The following is a 16939-nucleotide window of genomic DNA, read 5'->3' on the forward strand; positions in this document are numbered from 1 at the left end:
GCAAAGCGGATAAGGGCGAGGCCCATGCGAATGGTCGGTTGGATGCGGAGCTGGAGGCATTCGACGGGCAGGCGAAAGACAAGGGCAAGGCCGGAATGACCGACCTTGCTCCACAGCTGAATAAGGGAATGCGATTAGCGGGTGGCGGAGCGCTTGGCCTTGGCGGTTGCCTTGGTCTTTTTCGCCTGGGGAGGGGAGATCAGGACAATGACTGCATCCAGCAGTGCCTGCTTGCGCTCGGGGGTGAAGCGATCAGGTTCGATGGGCATGGCCAGCATCCATCCGTCGCCCATGGCGCTGATCTGGTCGGCCAGCAGGTCGGCGTCGATATCATCGCGAATGATGCCTTCCTCCTGCCCCCTGGCCAGGATTGCTGTGAACACTTTGCGAAAGCGGAAATAACGCTGCTGTATGACGTCGGCGAAGGCGCGCTCGTGTCTGGCATGGGCCAGCAGCTGGAACAGCGCGAGCAAGGAGTCAGGCTCGTCTGCCTTGGTCCAATTGAGCCATTCCTCGATGATCGCTCGCACATCGACCTGCTCCTTGCTGAAGTCCAGCAAGGTATCGAACTCGTCGAAAAGACCCTGGGCCGCAGCCGTTACCATCTCCTCCTTGTTGGCGAAGTAGTAGGTCACCGCACCCGTAGTGCAGCCGGCGTGCTGAGCCACCCGACGCATCGAGGTGCCGGCGTAGCCTTCTTTGGCGATCACTTCGATCACCGCTTTCAGAAGCTCGGTACGCTTCTCCTCGTGATTGCCCACGGGGCGTCCGCGACGGGCTGGTTGCCCGGGCGTGTCGTCTGCATCGGTGGCGGGAGGAAGTTGAGATTCATGCATGGAAATGGACGACTTTTCGGCTGGCTGGACGGAATTGCATTTATCGGGAAGCCAGTAGGGCATTCCGGTTGCCACCCAGCATAGGGATTTTGTTGGGCGAAAGCATCTGCGACCGCCAGTGGGTTGATGGCCTAGTGGCAAAGTATCCCGTGGCCGTCAGTCGTTCGCGCGGAAGATGACCGGGGCCAGGTTGGTGAAGTTTGTGACATCAGCCACCACCTCGGCGGTTCCAGGGGAGGCGAGAGCGTCGTCGATGTTCGCCTGGTCGGCAAAGCGCATGATCACCATGGCGGCGAGAGGTTGTTGTCCCGCTGCAGGGAACAGGACCTCCGCGGCTTGCAGGCCGAACTGGCCCCACGCGGACTGAGCCAGTGGGATGTGCCTCGACAGGTAGTAGTCGCGGTCGAACGTTGCGCCTTCGCTGACCGGGTAGCTCACGATGAGAGTTGCCATTGGAGGAGTCCTTCTGTTGGTCAATGGCGCCTCGACAACGAGGCGCCTTTTGCTTGCGATGCCGTTGAGTCAGGCCTTGCCGCTACCGATCACAGCTACCGCCCGGACTTCTACGCGCAGTTGTGGCAGGCTCAGCTGGGTGACGCCCACGGCGCTCCAGGCAGGGTAACGGTCGGGGAAATACTCGTCCTTGACCTGACCGAAGGCATGCACCTCGCCCTGCAGGTCGGTGTGGAAGGTAATCAGCTCGACCACATCAGCCAGACTGCCGCCTGCTTCTTCGAGAATGTTGCGCAGGGCCTGGAAGGCCAGGTGCGACTGCTCGGTGATATCTGCGCCGGGAGCGAAGTTGGCGTCGATCCCCACCTGGCCGGAAACCCAGACGATGTTGCCGACGCGGTTGGCTTGGGAGAAATGATAGGTGTCGTACAGCACCTGGGTTTGGGGCGGGTTGATCAGCTGCCGCTTCAGATCCTGGTTGCTCATGGGAGGTGTCCTCTTGTTCGTTATACGAGTTGGCGGAAGGTCGGGTGGCGGAAGGCATCGCCCGGTTTGAGGGACGCCAGCTCTTCGGTGAAGAGGATGCCCTGCTCGGGGTAGCCCGAAGCGCTTTGGCTCGGCAGCGGGTGGAAGGTCGCGTCGTCACCGAAGAAGCGGAAGACGAATGTGTGGCGGTTAGGGAAGGCGTCATCGACCGGCGCACCGCCGTGCAGCGAGCCAGGATGCAGTACCACTATGTCGCCCGGCTCTGTGGCAAAGGACAGCACGTCGTAGACATTCGGGTTCTGCTGGCGATGCGCTTCGATGTCAGGCAGGCGGGGAAGTGCGTCGCCTCCATGCAGGGGCTGGGTCGGGTCGCTCGGGTCGAGGAAAGTGGTGCCATCGTAGCGTGGCCCCAGGTGCGAGCCGCGGATGATCTCCAGGGCGTTCTGCTTGGGCACCGACTCGAAACTGATCCAGGCATTGGCCCAGTGTCTTCCGGCCCACGGCAGGTAGGACGTGTCTTGGTGCCAAAGCGTACGCGAGCCATGTCCACCCGCCTTGAGGAAGACCTCCTCGGCGAAATACCAGACGTTCTCGGATCCCCAGAGCTCGGCAAACAGCTGGCCGAAGGGCAGGGATGACACCAGGGCTTCCAGTCGGGCCTTGGCGATCGGGTTGGCATTGTCGACGTGCGATTGCTGCTCAGTGCCGTCGAACATTCGGAAGGCATTGGGACCATGATTTTCCACGGCCCAGTCGTAAGCCTCGCGGCATTGCGCCAATTGATCCTTGTTCAGGAAACCTTTGACGAGGACGGCTCCGTCTTCCAGGAACGACTTGCTCAGGGAAGTGCTCATGGTGCTTTTCTCCTGCGGTACGCCAGTGGGTGTCTCGGAGACTAGCAAGTCGTCTTTATTAGCGCAACAAGTGTTATTTTAATTTTAGACAACCGGGCAATCCGGATAGAGAGAGGCCAGCAGCCCTCATTTCAAAGCCATGTCCTGAGGCGCGGCATCTCGCCTCTTGCTGCCTCGTCGTTCCTGCTCCAGAGCCGTCCTGGCAACCGATCCTGAGCACATCCCAGCATCCCGCACGGCCCTTATTGTCAAAGGGCGGAGGCTACTGTAATTTAGCGTAACAAGTGTTTTAATAAAATTGAGCGAGAGGCTGAGGTAAGCCGGCATTCGCTCCCACCTCCAAGAAGTTGCCTGCAGGGACATTGCAGGCCCTAAGGGACGCCGCAGTGCTTAAGAAATTGTCGCTGAGCGTGAAGCTCTCCCTGTCGCCCGTTGTCGCTCTGCTGGGTCTGCTTCTGTTTGTCGTCTACACATCGGTGCAATTGGCGGGCAATGACCGCCGCCTGGACACGCTGGAGCGAAACAGCCTTCCTGCCCTGGAGAAGGCTGATGCAGCGAACTTCCAGTTTTCCCGCCTACCTGGTCTGTTCAACAGCGCGGTAGCGTCCGGTGAGCTGGCGACGCTGGACGAGGTGCGCAAGGTGCTGGCGGATGTCGCCAGCTTGCAGCAGCAATTGCAGGCGTTGACGCGCGATAATCCAGAGCGCGCTGGCGAGTTGGAGAGCTGGCGCCAGGCAATTAGTCACTACGCCGACAACGCCTTGTCGGCGTCCGAAAAATTGATCAAGGGAAGTGCGAGCTTCGAGGACCTTCGCCCTAACCTCGACCGCATGGCCAGCGACTTGGCCGCTACTCAAAGGCTTGGCGAAGCCTTCCGTAGCCACGCCTACGAGGACTTCCAGAACACTCTGGGCCAGGCGCGTTCCGACAATGTCGCCACCACTCGCATGGGTTACCTGCTCAGCGCCTTGCTGGTGGTTCTGGTCGGTCTCGGCGCCTGGGCCATCATTCGCGGCATCATGGGAAACGTGCATGGAGTGATCGAGTCACTGCAGGCCATAGCTCGTGGGGACGGAGATCTCACTCGCCGCGTCGATGTCGACTCGCACGATGAGATCGGCGAAATGATCCGGTTGTTCAACGGCTTTCTCGGCAAATTGCAAGGCACCATTTGCCAGGTCGTAGATGCGGCCAGTCCGCTGGGCAGCATGTCCCAGGAACTGTATCGGCTGACTCGCGAGGCCGAGGACAGCGCCAAGTCTCAGCAGGGGCATACGGACTCGATCAACTGCGATATCCAGACCATCACCAGCAGCATCCACGAAGTCGCCCAGCGTTCGCAGCAGGCGTCGGACGGTGCCGGCGCCGCGTTGCGCCAGGCCGTCGACGCACGCAGTCGCATCAGTGCGCTGTCCGGCAGCATCAGTGACCTCGGTAGCAGCGTGTTAGGTGCCGTACAGGCCATGCGGCAACTGGAAGAGGAAACCCAGCAGGTGGGCTCGGTGCTGACGGTTATCCGCAGCATCGCAGAGCAGACCAACCTGCTTGCCCTCAACGCTGCCATCGAGGCCGCCCGCGCCGGCGACATGGGCCGCGGCTTTGCGGTCGTGGCTGACGAGGTGCGCAACCTGGCACAGAAGACCGCCGTCTCCACGGCTGAGATCCAGCAGATTATCCAGCGCCTGCAGACCAGCGCCAATGGCGTGTTGATGGTGATGACCGCCAATGGCGACAAGGCGGAGCACAGCATCGAGTGCTCTGTCGAGGCGACCCGCACGCTCGAATCCATTGCCGCTGCGGTTGGTCAGATCGACGCGCTCAATGCCGGTATCGCCCAGCTCACTCAAGAGCAGATCGGCCTCTCGACGGCGATCCAGCAACGAACCCAGGTCCTGCAACAGGACGCTCAGGCCACAGCCAGCGGCGCCGAGGCCACCGCCCGTTTGGGCGAGCAACTGATCGGCACGGGTGATCACCTGCGCTCGGCGACATCGCAATTCCGCGTTTAATCCACCCAACGGAGCATCACCGCATGACAACCGCTCGTGCCCTCGGCCTGGCTATCTGCTTGGCCGGCTCACCCGCGTTCGCGCTGGAGCAGGGCGAATACCGCCTCAACGGCTTTGGCACCGCCGGCCTGACCCACCTGGGAGGGGAGGACCATGGCCGCAGCTATGGCATCACTGGCCAGACCACTGATGCGTGGCGCGGCGATCAGTTGAGCAAGCTCGGTGGGCAGTTCAGCTATGGCCTGACCAACACCCTGGGTGTCACCGTCCAGGCCATTGCGAAGGCCGACCAGGATCAGTGGAAGGGCAGCCTGGAGTGGGCCTACCTGTCGTGGCAGAGCACCGACAACCTGATGTTCCGCATCGGTCGGCTGCGTACCCCGATGTACATGTATTCCGAAAGCCTCGACGTGGGTTTCAGCTATCCCTGGCTGCGACTCCCGGACGAGGTCTACAGCCAGGTCCAGCTGTCCAACTATGAAGGCGGGGATCTCACCTACACCCTGCCGCTGGCGTTCGGCTCGGTCATCTTCCAGGTCGTTGGCGGGCAGGCGAAAAATCACAAGGAGTTCGCGCTGGACGACAAGTTCGACATCGATTACAGCAAGATTTTCGGTGCCAACGTCAGCCTCGCCAGCAACGACTTCGGCACCCTCCGCCTGGGCTACGTCGAGGCTGATGTCGATACCGACGTCACCGCCGATGTGGTCAGCGTGATCCCGCCGGATGTCGGCACAGTCCAGCCGCAGCGCTTTCTGAAACTGGACGGCAACAAGGCTCGGTTCACGTCGCTGGGCTATCAGTACGACAACGGCACCTGGCTGACCGCCGATGAGTGGACGAACCTCAAGATCGAGGGCGACGGCAGCGGCGGCACCGACGCTTTCTACCTGATGGGCGGGCGCCGCTTCGGCGATTTCCTGACTCACCTGACCTACGCCCAGTTGGACCAGGGGGGCGGCCGGCAGAGTTCGTGGACGCTGGGGCTGAACTACAACCTTTTGCCGACGGTGGTGCTGAAGTCTGAGTACAAGCGCGTCGACACTACGGGCGGCTACCAGGGCGTGTTCGTGCGCAATGCCCAGGAGACATACGAGAACGCCGCCTACGATGCCACCGGGGGAGCATTCGGGTCGCCCAGCCGCAACTATGACGGCGACATCATCAGTGTCGGCGTTGACTTCGTCTTCTAAGGGGCGCAGCCATGAAGCAGCTCATTCGTACCGTTCTTGTGGTCGGCAGCCTGGGCGTTCTTTGCTCGGCCCGTGCCGAGGTGGCCGTCATCGCCAACCCGGCGGCTAATGCCAGCCTGTCGCAAGCCGACGTCGCCAACATTTTCCTGGGCAAGAGCAAGGCGCTGAAAGGCATCGACCAGAAGGACTGGAACCCGACCAAGGAGAAGTTCTACGCCGCCGTCGCCAACAAGAGCGAGGCTCAGCTGAAGTCATACTGGTCGGGCCTGGTGTTCACCGGCAAGGGGCAACCGCTGCCCAGCGTTGCAGATGATGCCGAGGTGATCGCCAAGGTAGCGTCCGATGCCGATGCCATCGGCTATGTGGATAAGGCCAAGGTGACCGACCAGGTCAAGGTGCTGTTCACGCTGCCCTGACCTCAGCCTCTATACCAAGCCTTCGGTCTGCCCGGGGGCTTTTTTCATTCGCGATCCCGTATGTGCTGAACACGCTCGCTACCGGAGGAACCTATGGGAATGCTGGACTGGAAGCACTGGATGGTGCTGTTGCTGGTCGTGTTGGTTTTGTTTGGCGGTAAACGCTTGCGCTACATCGGCAGCGACTTGGGCGAGGCGATCAAGGGCTTTCGTAAGTCGATCGCCGATCAATCGGAGGATCCGGTGGGAGAAAGCAAGCGTGCAGGCGGTCCCGAACGTCCGCATTGAAAGTCGCTCGGCGGAGCGTGGGCCCTGACCATGTTCTTCGAGAGCGCACTTGGGATTTCGGCTATCGGCAGAGTGGATTTCTCGACTAGCAATGGCGATGTCGGTGCGGGATTAGTTACTTCAAACGTGATCCGATAGTCATCGGTTTGACTCCGGGACTTCGGCTACGTCCTGCGTCGGATATCTGTATCGATTTGGCTGAAGCATCAATGCTAACCCTGTGCTGCCTGGCTCTGAATTCAGCCGGAATCGTTTGAACCTCGAGCCAGGTTGCGTTTTGACTTGGAGAGACAGGGGACCATGGTTCGTTTGCTAAGGACGAGCCTTGGTCATGACCACCAAGATTGCAATCGGCTGAAAGCGGATGGCCCCTCCCAAGGGCGTTCGCCTAGGCTGAGCAAGTGCAGCTGGTACAGATGCATCCATTTCGTGATTTTGCCAGCATGAGGTTCCTATCAAGCCAAGGAACCGCTATGCGAAGAAAGTCCTTTCTCCCTTCCTTCTGGAACTCCCCAACCTCACAGTCCGGCTACCTGGCCCTCATTGCTTGGATCCCGTGCCAGGTGCTTCTGAACCTGTGGTACCAAGGCCTTCTCAATCTGGCCACCTTCACATTGACGATCTTTTTGTCGGGATGCTTTTGCGCTGCTGTGCCGTACCTCCAGAGACCTAGTGTACTGAGATGGATTGAGCGCGAGTTCCACAGGTACGACAGCAAAATAGTCAGTGCATTAGGGAGTTCTTTTCTCAGTGCAGACGAGCGAAGCGAGCTTCTACGCCAACGGGAGGTATTGTGGGAGCGGTACCACTTAATTACGAAACTGGACGATACACACCGCAAGGTGCGTGAGGTCGGAAGGTTGCTTTTCTTTGTAGCGAAGGTGGCGCGGATGGTGGGCGGATTGAGTCGCTCACTGAAGGGGTAAGGCAAAGCGTAAGGAGGGCATAAGCCCTCCTTACGCTGGGCGTGATGTCGGTTGCTCGCAGCCCTCGTTAACCGTGCACTGTTTCGCTTGTCGCTTGTCGCTTGTCGCTTGTCGCTTGTCGCTTGTCGCTTGTCGCTTGCGGAGCCTCTTCGCCGCTTGGGCTACTAGCTGACATGCATCGCGATGGCCGGTTATCAGTTGTCAGCCAGCTAGTGCGTTTGGACGCTCCTTCCAAACCGAGTAGGCTATGGCAAATTCGCCTGCCCAACTACCTGGAGTACAGAGCTTCCATGGATGACAGCTACGAAATTGGCCACAGATTGATTGTCGTGGTGCCGGATAAAACTGCTGAAGCAATGCGTGAAGCGCAGGCGGCGTCAGAGGCTTCTGACGAGAGCTTCGCAGCAAAAATTGCCAAGTCGGTGTTCTCATTTTATACGGAGCCCTTTGCTATAACTTTAGGGAAACAGGCGATAGAGCTCATAAAAACAATTATGGATGCTCTTGATAAAGGAGCTGACCTTACTACTCTTAGTTATTCTGAATCCAAGAGTCTTAAGTTAGAATTCCCGCCAGGCCATCCGCGAGAAAATGTTGTTTATGCTCAGCATCCTGCGAATCCTTTGGTGTACTACACCGCGAGTTCGTTTCACCGTCAGGCGTTCGAGCATAAATTTGCAGAGGTGATCACGCTTCTATCGAGCCTTGGTGCTAATGAAATCAAGGTTGAGCATGTGAGCGGTTGGGATCAAGACTTCTCAGCAAGCCTTGGTATTTCGGCGCCAACTCAAGATTCTGCTTCGGCTGGTGTCGGGAAGAAGGGGGCTGAAAAGTCTTCAGTTCTTTTTGAAGCAAAACTGACAGGGCATGACTCTCCTTCAATTCCGGAGAATCTAACTTGGTATCCACATGAGTCCCTTTGGCAAGCAGTTGCTACCGCTCGCGTAAATAATGGGCTAAAGAATTTCAATCTTTCACTCACGTATTCGGATGATTACGGGTTGAATGCTAGTTTTAAGGCGACTGTAAAGGGGACTGGGTTAGATTTGGGGGGGAAGTTTGAGGAACACCAAGCTACTGTTTGGAAAATTACTGGTACCTTTGGGCCTGCGAGCATACAGGGAGTCGCAGACGTCTGACGCACTGCGAGTTTTCTGTATGGTCCCCAATCTCTACTTCTATCTGGTAGCGGACCATGGTTCGTCTTGCTAAGACGAACCATGGTCACTCAGTTCTCGATTTTCTGCAGTGTTGCTACTCTCGCTCTAGATGTCGTGCATCAGCGCTGATTGCTTCCATTATGGAGACCAGCTCTTCCAGCAGGTCTGCATGATGTTGATGAAGGTAACAAGCAACCGCTTCATTACGCAGCACTCGCATTAGATAACCCTTAGCAACCACCAGCACGAGCATGGTTTCACCGAGCGTGTCTTCGACCTGTCGGTAGTCGTGATGGAGATTCTCCATCTCTCGTTCCATACGAGCTATGTCGGCTGGATTGATATCTGTAGGTTGTTTTTTCTTCGTGACCAAGAACTCGGGGCGAGTTGCTGCCAAAACCATCCGTGCATAATTATGCGTAAAGCAGTTTGCGCTGATCATCATTTCTACGGCTTCGATCTGGCGGATAGGCTTCATTCTGCGCAATTCTGTGAAAACCTCGTGAGCGACCATGCGGACTTTGAGCATGTCGATCACTTCAGGGGCGATTCCCTTCAGGAGGTTGGCTCTAACCTTTACGCGATCTACGTTTATTCCAAGAACTTGAGCAATGCGCTCGGCTGCGACGCCACGCTTTAATGTTGCAAGGATCATCTTGTGTTCTTGAATAGGTGTTAGACGATTTATTTGGCGGTTATAAGTGAAACCCTCATCGTCAGTTGAGATAAGACAAAGTGCTTCGGTTCCCCCCAGATCCTTGAGCGCTTGAAGGCGCATGTGGCCGTCTAGCAGTATGTACGAGGTTGTCCCACCCTCGACTACTGGTTTTGGGTGTACCGCCAAGGGTTCAACAACACCAAGCTCGCGAATTGAGCTAAGAATGCTTAAATACTTCTTGCTCGTATAAATTGACTTGTCTAATTTTCGAGTTGGCAAGATTCGCTCAAGCGGTACAGCAATTACTCTTTGCTCAAAGGCTTGCTTGACGTTGCCCATTATGAGTTTTCCCCCTGAATTCGATCCGCGAGGGGCTTTGGCATGTCTTGCATTCCCTCATTGCGCAGCAGAGTGCAGAAATACTCGTCTGTGAATAACTTGCGTAGAGCTGTCACAATTATGAGTAATCGTTGTTCGTTAATATCGGCCTTTTTAATCATGACCTTTTGTCGGCGAACCTCTGCTTGGTACGCGTTGAGCAGCTTTTGCGGCGTATTTAGGCGTTCGGTTCCTGATGTCGGGCTGTATCGCTTTCCTAATACCTTTCTACGATCAATCAAGCGGCGAACTCGCATTAATTGATCGCCTTTAAGTACCCCTGTTTCGTATGCCTCGAGCATGGCTAGTTGGATTTCGCTATCGCTGGTTCTAGCAATTTCGGTTGCGAATTTAATGGGCAGCCAGCCTCTCTCGACAGCCGAAATTAATCTTTCTTCGCCATTCCGCAATAGGGCCAGGATGCCAGTGATATAACCGGCGTCTAGGCAAGTTTTTCCGGCGATTTCTGTTGCGGAATAGCCCCGTTCGGAGAGCACCTGAATGGAACTCAGTAGGTCTCGATTTGAGTGTTTCCGACGGGCCAAGTTCTCGACGAGGCTGATAAGAAAGCGATCTGCTTCGCGCGCACTAACAACCATGCAAGGGATGCTAGTCTCTCCAAGTGCTTGAAACGCTTCGAACCGACCCTGCCCACAGACAATCTCAAAGCAGTCCTCTGCGGAGTCGGTAGCCGGTGTGACTGTGATGGGACGCTTCAGGCCGAGGGCCGAGATGTTCTCGACCAACTTGGCGAATACCCGACGGTTGCGCACTCTCGGGTTGAGCACGCGTATTTGATCGAGCGGAATCAAACGAATGGGGGCCTCTTCGGCGACATGCAGGGATGCCTTGCGATTGCGCGGGATAGCCGTCATGCAACTCTCCTATAAACTGAGCGGCGCGATAGCTCTGCCAGGATTTGAAGGTTGTCGAAGCGATAGATCTCAATGTCGGACTCATTGCCATCCGCAAGTCGCAGATTCGGTGAGGCCATATCGATAGTCGGCAGGATGTAGTAGTCCAGGGGCGACTCTTCACCTTCAGTCATTCGGACGGCTATGGTGATGTCAGGGGCTAAGCCGAGATCGAACCGAATCTTCCAGCGTTTACTGCCTCTGGCCGATAGATGGCATCGACATAGAACCAGGGAAATGAGTAGCTCCTCGTTGAGCTGTAGTAGGTCATTCTCCGGATCCATCACGATGTTTCCGCCGACCGTAGCAATCTCTTCGATGACGCGCTGAAGTAAGACAGGATGCATGCGGCGGAGGCGGCGGTTTGCCTCGACATACTGGTAATCGCGCTCCGGGGTGTAGCCAATCAGGGCATATGAGCGAATGAGGCTACCGAATCTGTGTTGGTATGCGCTGCTTGAAGGACAGTTTTCGGATTCGTCGATTAGAAGCCCTGAAAGGTAGCCATGCCGCGTGTAGATGCCGCGAAGCTTTTCCAGCATTTCCTCATCCGGCATCCGATATGACCGGGCCTGGATGATTTCTTGGGCAGCCCGAAATAAGAGCGAATTGACGATTGGCGTGAAGGCACCATCTGCCCTGACCCACTCATCAGGCTTGTTGCGAATACGCTGTTCTTTAAGCTTAAAGGAGCAGCGGTTCCAAACGTTGTTGCCTATGTATTTCTCGTTGATCAAAACTTGATGAACAGTGCCGCGCGTCCAGGGTTTGCCTCGGTCATTCATCACGCCTCGGGAATTTAACCAGGAGGCAATTTCCCCTTCACGTCGTCCCTCCTCGACAAAAAATCGATAAATTAACTGAATAGCCTCGATCTCGTCGTCAGGACCTGGAATTAAAACTATACGATCAGTCTGGATGCTTTTGTGCTTACCCTGTTCTAGAACTTCCTTTGGAATGCCGCTGGCGTCGACCAACTGGCGCCTGAGGCCATAACCGGCCGGTCCACCTTGCCGATACCCAAGCGCAATCAAGCGAGATTGCCCAGCAAAAACCTTTACAGAAAGCTCGCGACTGTACTCGCCCGCCATCATCCGTTTCACGCTTTTAACAATGTTGGAAATCGGTGACCCATCATTGCTAAATTGTTCAGCGCAATACTGAACAGAGACTCCTGCCTGCCGGCAGCGTACTTCATAGCTTGCGCTTACATCCGGGTCCTGAAAACGTCCCCACCGGCTAACGTCGTAAACGAGAATGGTTGAGTAGTCGGCACGTCCGCCTTCAACGTCATCGAACAACTGCTTAAGAGCATCTCTGCCTTCGAGCCGCAGACCGCTCTTTCCTGCATCAGTGTAAATTTGAACAATTTGCAACCCGTGATCGGATGCAAATAGACGAATGGTGTCGAGCTGGTTTTCGGTCGAGTATTGCTGGTGCTCGGTAGACATCCGCACATAAGCCGCTGCTCTGCGCAGTCTTGCCGTTTTTTCGTCTTCGGCGGAGCCAATGGAGATTTTCATCGGCGAAGCCCTAATCCTGGTCAGCCTGTAACCAATACTTTTCAAGCGGGTGCGCCAGTGACTGGCGTAGATCAACAAAAGGTAGAAGACGAGGGAAGGAAAAATGTTTACGAAAATGGGCAGTGTTTTTTCGGGTTCGGAGCACTATGCGAAACAGATTTCAAGCGCTTTACACTCTGAGCTTGGCACTACGCATCAAGCGATTAAGACTCTAATGCGCTGGACCAATGCAAACGAGCGAACAGTCAAGAATTGGCTGGCTGGCACCTCTGGCCCGCGAGGGGAGCACCTGATTGCATTGGTTACGCATTCGGACGCAGCCCTAAACGCATTTCTGAGCATGGCATGTCGCCCTCAGGCCATTCTGACTATGGAGCTACATAGCTTCAGGTCCAGTCTTCTTGCTGTGCTTGAGCGAGTCGATAGTTTGACTCAGCTGGGAGCATCAGAGTCGTAACTTGGGGGGCCATTAGCCATGTACCCTTGCTTCAGTGGAGGCTAGGGTACCTCTGCGATCCCTTGGTCTTACGGACAAAGCCTGTCTTCAGCATGGCTAGGGCAATGAAATGAAGAGCCATATAAATGCAGCAGAAGCCGATCTCGCGCTTGATGCGTTTTTGGCCAAGGATCTCGCCGGTTCTCCTGATCGCGTAAAGGTATCGATGTAGAGCTAAGGAACCGTGCTCAATCCTTGATCGAGGGTATCGATATTGACCTTGACTCTTCCCTTGCAGAGCTGCCTGAGTGAGTCAAAGCAATCGGGTGTATTGTGGATTGTGGTTACAGCAGGCTTCGAAAACTGCTTCGCTGACTCATTTTTGCCAATCCAATAGCCGGGTGGTTGCTTACGGAAGCGGGAAGCCCAATTTCGCTAAGCAGATCAGGTAATGCCATCAATCGGAGTGCTTCGCATCGTAGTTGCTCAAACAACTGGTCTGGGGGAGCCCACCGAGACACAGCCGCGCATGCCTGTCGCCACTCGACAACTCCGCCTTTCTCAATCGCCGGTGACCAGCGCGTCGCTCGGCTGATGCCTTCTTCGTCCATGACCATTGGCGCTAGGTCGTAAATCGGAGCAAGACGTAGAGTTGGGGCACGAATCACTGAAGTGTTGCGGCCATGGTTGTCGCTGTTGCCCAAAACGAGGTTAATCAGGTCGCGTCGCAGGTACTCGACGACGAGCCCCGGAATTTGCGCCGATTGCCCTGCAGCAAGCCAGAGCTCCGCTAGCGAATCGAGCACTGCGACATGATCCAGACGGGTGCCTGGGGTCGTCACGCCCATGACGGAATAGATTGACTCGACTGGGTGCCTGAGAACTTGCCCCGCTGTCGCATTTCGATCGAAGCGCCTCATCCACAGGCTGGGCTCCGGGCCTTCCTCTAGGCGCATGTCGTCTGTGTATACCGTTTCTATTCCGAGCTGATGCAGGGCTTTGTAGTAGCAGTACTCCGCTCGAAGAATGTCCCGATCTGTTGCCGTTTTGCGGTTGCGAGCAAATTTGATGAGCCAGTGGTTTTGCGCGTCTGCATCGTTAACCAGGCCATCCGTACTGAGTTGATCGTCGGAAACCTCCGTCAGTAGTAGCTTAGGCGCTTCACCATTTGCCCCTAGACCGTATGCGAGGACGCTTTCTGGCAGCTGCCACGGAGTACCCCATTCGATGATCTCTTCACGCCGATACGTCGGCTGTGGCAACCCTGGGTTTGGCTCAGAAGGTTTCACCCGAAGGTGGCCTATCGAGTGAGCTGCAAAATGTTGCAGTAGGAATGCGTCTGTTGACTGTATCTGCCGCGCTACCTGGTGCGACAGGTTGAGCAGCGTTCTGCGCGACGCTCCAGATGGAATCAGGTCGTGAAGGAACGCTGGGGCGCTTCTTTCAAAATGGACATCCCAGCCCAAGGGGAGGTTGGCGCTGACCGCCGCAGCAGGGTGCCTGGCATCGCTCGCGAACTCGATGAGGTATTCGGGCAGATAGTGAAAGCTGCATGGCCCCATCAATCCTCGCTGCGAGTCCAGCGTGATTTTCATGGCGTCATGCCAATCGCCGTTCAGATATGTCTGCAAGGTTAGGTGGCTCACCAGCTCTTCCTCGCGATTTGCTGAGTGCAGTTCATCGTTCGGATATGGCGCCAACGCAGACTCGTTGAGAATTGCTGCATTTGCTCCTCGGCCCCGGCTGCAAATTTTCCCTGTCGTGGGGCTAGACTATATCTGGATTTCAGATATTCTGGCGCAGTGGCTGAGCTAGTCAGCTCCTGATAACCTCCGCATCCATATTTCGTGGGATAGGCGGTTATTACGGGGGAAGCGAGAAATGGCTCCATTTCCCTTCGCCCGCTCCAGAACACCCTGCCAAGCCCCTGAAATGCCTAGCGTTTCGGGGGCTTTGCTTTTTCGGGGTCGGAAAGGTGTCGAAGCATCTGTCTGACTTTCGCCTTGGCGTAACCGTCTCTGCCGTTTCGTTCTGCGTGTCATTCAGCTACGCCTGGCGCGACGACGACTACGACCTGGGCTAGCGGGCTCACACCGTGGGCCAGGCCGAGCGGCCGCCGGATGATCACCGGGGTCTGGGTAACAGCGCTTCACTGCGCAGCGCCGCCAAGACGAGGCGCCCAGTCACGTGCTGCTTTACCTGCGCTACAGCATCGATCCCTGGCAGGTACCCTGCTCAAGCCCTGCGCCGATTCCTGCTGAGCGCGGTCCGTGCTTAAAGCAGCGACTTGCTCTGGCTGAGGATCATCTCGCAGACCTGCTTGGTGGCCTTGTCCTTCAGGTTGCTGCCGCTGAGGTTGAGCGTCTGTCCACCCGGGCTGTGCAGGATGCCCTTGGCGCCGTCGCTGTAGTCGCTGTCGGAGCCGGAGGACCCGCCGGGAACCTTCTTCAGCAGAGCGTTCTTCATCGAGGACACGCTGTCGCCGCTCAGGTAGTTGTTCTTCACGCAGAACTCGAGAATGCCGGCTGCGTTGCCGGCACTGCTGGAGCTGAGCGAGCCCAGCGGCAGGCTACCGGTCAGTCCGCTCAAGGCATTGGCGGCCTGGACGGGCAGGGGAACCAGGTGGCACAGGGTGGTGATCGCCAGCCCTCCGGCAAGGGCGAGTGGACGGGATATCTTCATGGGCTGGTTGCTCCTCGATAGCGACTGAGTAGGGGCCTGGATGCTCATGGACGCGCGGTGACGGCCCGGTTCAATCACCCAGCGGCGTGGATGCTGCAGGAGGCGCGTCGACCGATTCCTTGGCGGCCCGGCCGCGAATCAGTCGGTAGGTCAGTGCGCCGATGGCACCGCCGGCCAGCGGGGCGATCCAGAACAACCAGAGTTGCTGCAGTGCCCAGGGGCCGGCGAAGAGGGCGACGCCGAGGCTGCGCGCTGGGTTCACCGAAGTGTTGCTGACTGGGATGCTGATCAGGTGGATCAGGGTCAACGCCAGGCCGATGGCCAATGGGGCGAAGCCGGCAGGAGCGCTGGAATCGGTGGCACCCATGATGATGAAGAGGAACATGGCGGTCATCAGCACCTCGCAGAAGAACACCGAGGGCAGGCTGAACCCGCCGGGCGAGTGCTCGCCATAGCCGTTGGCGGCGAAGCCATTGGCTGGATCGAAGCCATCCACGCCGCTGGCGATCACATAGAGCGCTGCGCCGGCCAGCACACCGCCGATGACCTGCGCGATCACATAGGGAATCAGCTCGCGGACGGGAAAGCGGCCGCCTATGCAGAGCCCGAAGCTCACGGCTGGATTCAGGTGGCAGCCGGAGATGGGAGCGATGGCGAAGGCCATGGTCACCACCGTCAGGCCGAATGCCAGTGCCACGCCGAGCAGGCCGATGCCGACCTCGGGGAAGTGCGCGGCCAGTACGGCACTGCCACAACCGCCCAGGACCAGCCAGAAGGTTCCTATCAGTTCTGCACCGAGTTTTCCGAACATGTTGCCTCCGCTGCGAAGTAGCGATCTTCCTGAATGGACGGCTCGATACCCGCAGGTCGAGCCAGGGCTTCCAGAGGACGGCAGGCGAACCCGGCCACAGCGATGGTCACCGGCAGACAACGTGCTCAGCAACCCGTGGGCCAGGGCCTCTCCCGGGAGGAGTGCTTGAGCCTAGCAGTTGGTGCCGAGACCGCGAGGCGCGTGCCGCGTGCGCCGACGGAAAGCACAGCGGTCGTCCGCGGCAAGGCAAAATGATTCAGCCAAGGCCGCGTTACCGGCGTTGCGGTTGGATGGCTGCTGCCCGGCCGGCGTCGTGGCGGTCCCACCCTATAGTTGAAAAGGATGTCGCCCGGATCTCAGACGCCGCGAGGACCTGTTCGTCTGGCTACCTGCTGAAAGCCTCGCCATTTTGGTGGCTTTGCGCTTCTGGCAACGGCCGAGAGTCGCCCCTTGGTTTCCGTGGGAGCAGACGAATGAGCTGCGCCACTCATATCCGTCTTTATATAGACGGACGTACCAACTGCTGTTCGAAAGAGCCTCCTGCTGCTGGTTATACAAATTCTGCTGGGCTTTTGTTTTTTAGCTGTTGACAGCATTTTTAAAGGCTGTAATATACGCCACCTCGCTGCGGCGCTCCTGGAGTCCGCAACGACGCAAGTGATTGAGTAGAAAAGAAAATTTTCGAAAATAGCGCTTGACGGAACGAGAGGTTGCTGTAGAATGCGCGGCCTCGGTTGAGACGAAAGCCTTAACCAACTGCTCTTTAACAAGTTGAATCAAGCAATTCGTGTGGGTGCTTGTGAGTTAAGACTGGTGATCGCAAGATTATCAGCATCACAAGTAACACTCGTGAATTCGAGAGTTTTTTGCGATTGCTGAGCCAAGTTTAGGGTTTTCTCAAAACCCGATCAGTATT

15 protein-coding genes are annotated in these 16939 nt (G+C 57.0%); 5 read left to right on the forward strand and 10 right to left on the reverse strand.

The annotated features are described in order from the left end of the window. Window positions 1-134: 134 nt before the first annotated feature. From BLQ74_RS21125 to BLQ74_RS21140, 4 genes are all read right to left on the reverse strand, one after another. Complete coding sequence (locus tag BLQ74_RS21125) at window positions 135-836, reverse strand: TetR/AcrR family transcriptional regulator (protein ID WP_090265983.1); 702 nt, start codon at window positions 834-836, stop codon at window positions 135-137. Window positions 837-992: 156 nt separating this feature from the next. Beyond that, complete coding sequence (locus BLQ74_RS21130; RefSeq protein WP_090265985.1) at window positions 993-1289, reverse strand: EthD family reductase; 297 nt, start codon at window positions 1287-1289, stop codon at window positions 993-995. Window positions 1290-1358: 69 nt separating this feature from the next. After that, complete coding sequence (locus BLQ74_RS21135) at window positions 1359-1775, reverse strand: RidA family protein (RefSeq protein WP_090265987.1); 417 nt, start codon at window positions 1773-1775, stop codon at window positions 1359-1361. Between the two features lie 20 nt (window positions 1776-1795). Then, a complete protein-coding gene (locus BLQ74_RS21140; protein WP_090265989.1) occupies window positions 1796-2629 on the reverse strand; it encodes a phytanoyl-CoA dioxygenase family protein in 834 nt (277 codons plus the stop codon). A 386-nt stretch (window positions 2630-3015) separates the two neighbouring features. Between BLQ74_RS21140 and BLQ74_RS21145 the strand changes: the two genes are divergently transcribed. From BLQ74_RS21145 to BLQ74_RS27165, 5 genes are all read left to right on the forward strand, one after another. After that, entirely contained in the window at window positions 3016-4638 is a 1623-nt protein-coding gene (locus tag BLQ74_RS21145) for a methyl-accepting chemotaxis protein (RefSeq protein WP_090266038.1), read from the forward strand. 23 nt (window positions 4639-4661) lie between these two features. Beyond that, on the forward strand, window positions 4662-5831 hold the full coding sequence (locus BLQ74_RS21150) for a hypothetical protein (RefSeq protein ID WP_090265990.1): 1170 nt from the start codon (window positions 4662-4664) through the stop codon (window positions 5829-5831). Window positions 5832-5842: 11 nt separating this feature from the next. Next, window positions 5843-6247 (forward strand): type 2 periplasmic-binding domain-containing protein, encoded by a 405-nt coding sequence (locus BLQ74_RS21155; protein WP_090265992.1) that lies wholly within the window; start codon window positions 5843-5845, stop codon window positions 6245-6247. 93 nt (window positions 6248-6340) lie between these two features. Continuing rightward, window positions 6341-6535, forward strand: coding sequence for a twin-arginine translocase TatA/TatE family subunit (gene tatA, locus BLQ74_RS21160; RefSeq protein ID WP_090265995.1), 195 nt, complete (start codon window positions 6341-6343; stop codon window positions 6533-6535). 1216 nt (window positions 6536-7751) lie between these two features. After that, entirely contained in the window at window positions 7752-8600 is an 849-nt protein-coding gene (locus tag BLQ74_RS27165) for a hypothetical protein (protein WP_139199095.1), read from the forward strand. 115 nt (window positions 8601-8715) lie between these two features. On the opposite strand, the gene BLQ74_RS21170 is transcribed toward BLQ74_RS27165, so the two are convergent. The 6 genes from BLQ74_RS21170 to aqpZ form a co-directional block, all read right to left on the reverse strand. Further along, window positions 8716-9618 carry a plasmid partitioning protein RepB C-terminal domain-containing protein gene (locus BLQ74_RS21170; RefSeq protein WP_090266001.1) on the reverse strand — a complete coding sequence of 301 codons (903 nt, stop codon included), beginning with the start codon at window positions 9616-9618 and terminating at the stop codon, window positions 8716-8718. Continuing rightward, window positions 9618-10532 (reverse strand): plasmid partitioning protein RepB C-terminal domain-containing protein, encoded by a 915-nt coding sequence (locus tag BLQ74_RS21175; RefSeq protein ID WP_090266003.1) that lies wholly within the window; start codon window positions 10530-10532, stop codon window positions 9618-9620. The genes BLQ74_RS21170 and BLQ74_RS21175 overlap by 1 nt, the downstream gene beginning before the upstream one ends. Next, entirely contained in the window at window positions 10529-12094 is a 1566-nt protein-coding gene (locus tag BLQ74_RS21180) for a recombinase family protein (RefSeq protein ID WP_090266005.1), read from the reverse strand. The genes BLQ74_RS21175 and BLQ74_RS21180 overlap by 4 nt, the downstream gene beginning before the upstream one ends. Window positions 12095-12874: 780 nt before the next feature. After that, complete coding sequence (locus BLQ74_RS21190) at window positions 12875-14176, reverse strand: type II toxin-antitoxin system HipA family toxin (RefSeq protein WP_244507231.1); 1302 nt, start codon at window positions 14174-14176, stop codon at window positions 12875-12877. Window positions 14177-14804: 628 nt separating this feature from the next. After that, complete coding sequence (locus BLQ74_RS21195; protein WP_090266008.1) at window positions 14805-15212, reverse strand: DUF2501 domain-containing protein; 408 nt, start codon at window positions 15210-15212, stop codon at window positions 14805-14807. Between the two features lie 70 nt (window positions 15213-15282). Then, window positions 15283-16023, reverse strand: a complete 741-nt coding sequence (gene aqpZ / locus BLQ74_RS21200; RefSeq protein WP_090266009.1) for an aquaporin Z — start codon at window positions 16021-16023, stop codon at window positions 15283-15285. Window positions 16024-16939: the final 916 nt, after the last annotated feature.

Origin of the sequence: Pseudomonas panipatensis (assembly GCF_900099785.1) — a bacterium.
Taxonomy (GTDB): Bacteria; Pseudomonadota; Gammaproteobacteria; order Pseudomonadales; family Pseudomonadaceae; genus Pseudomonas; species Pseudomonas panipatensis.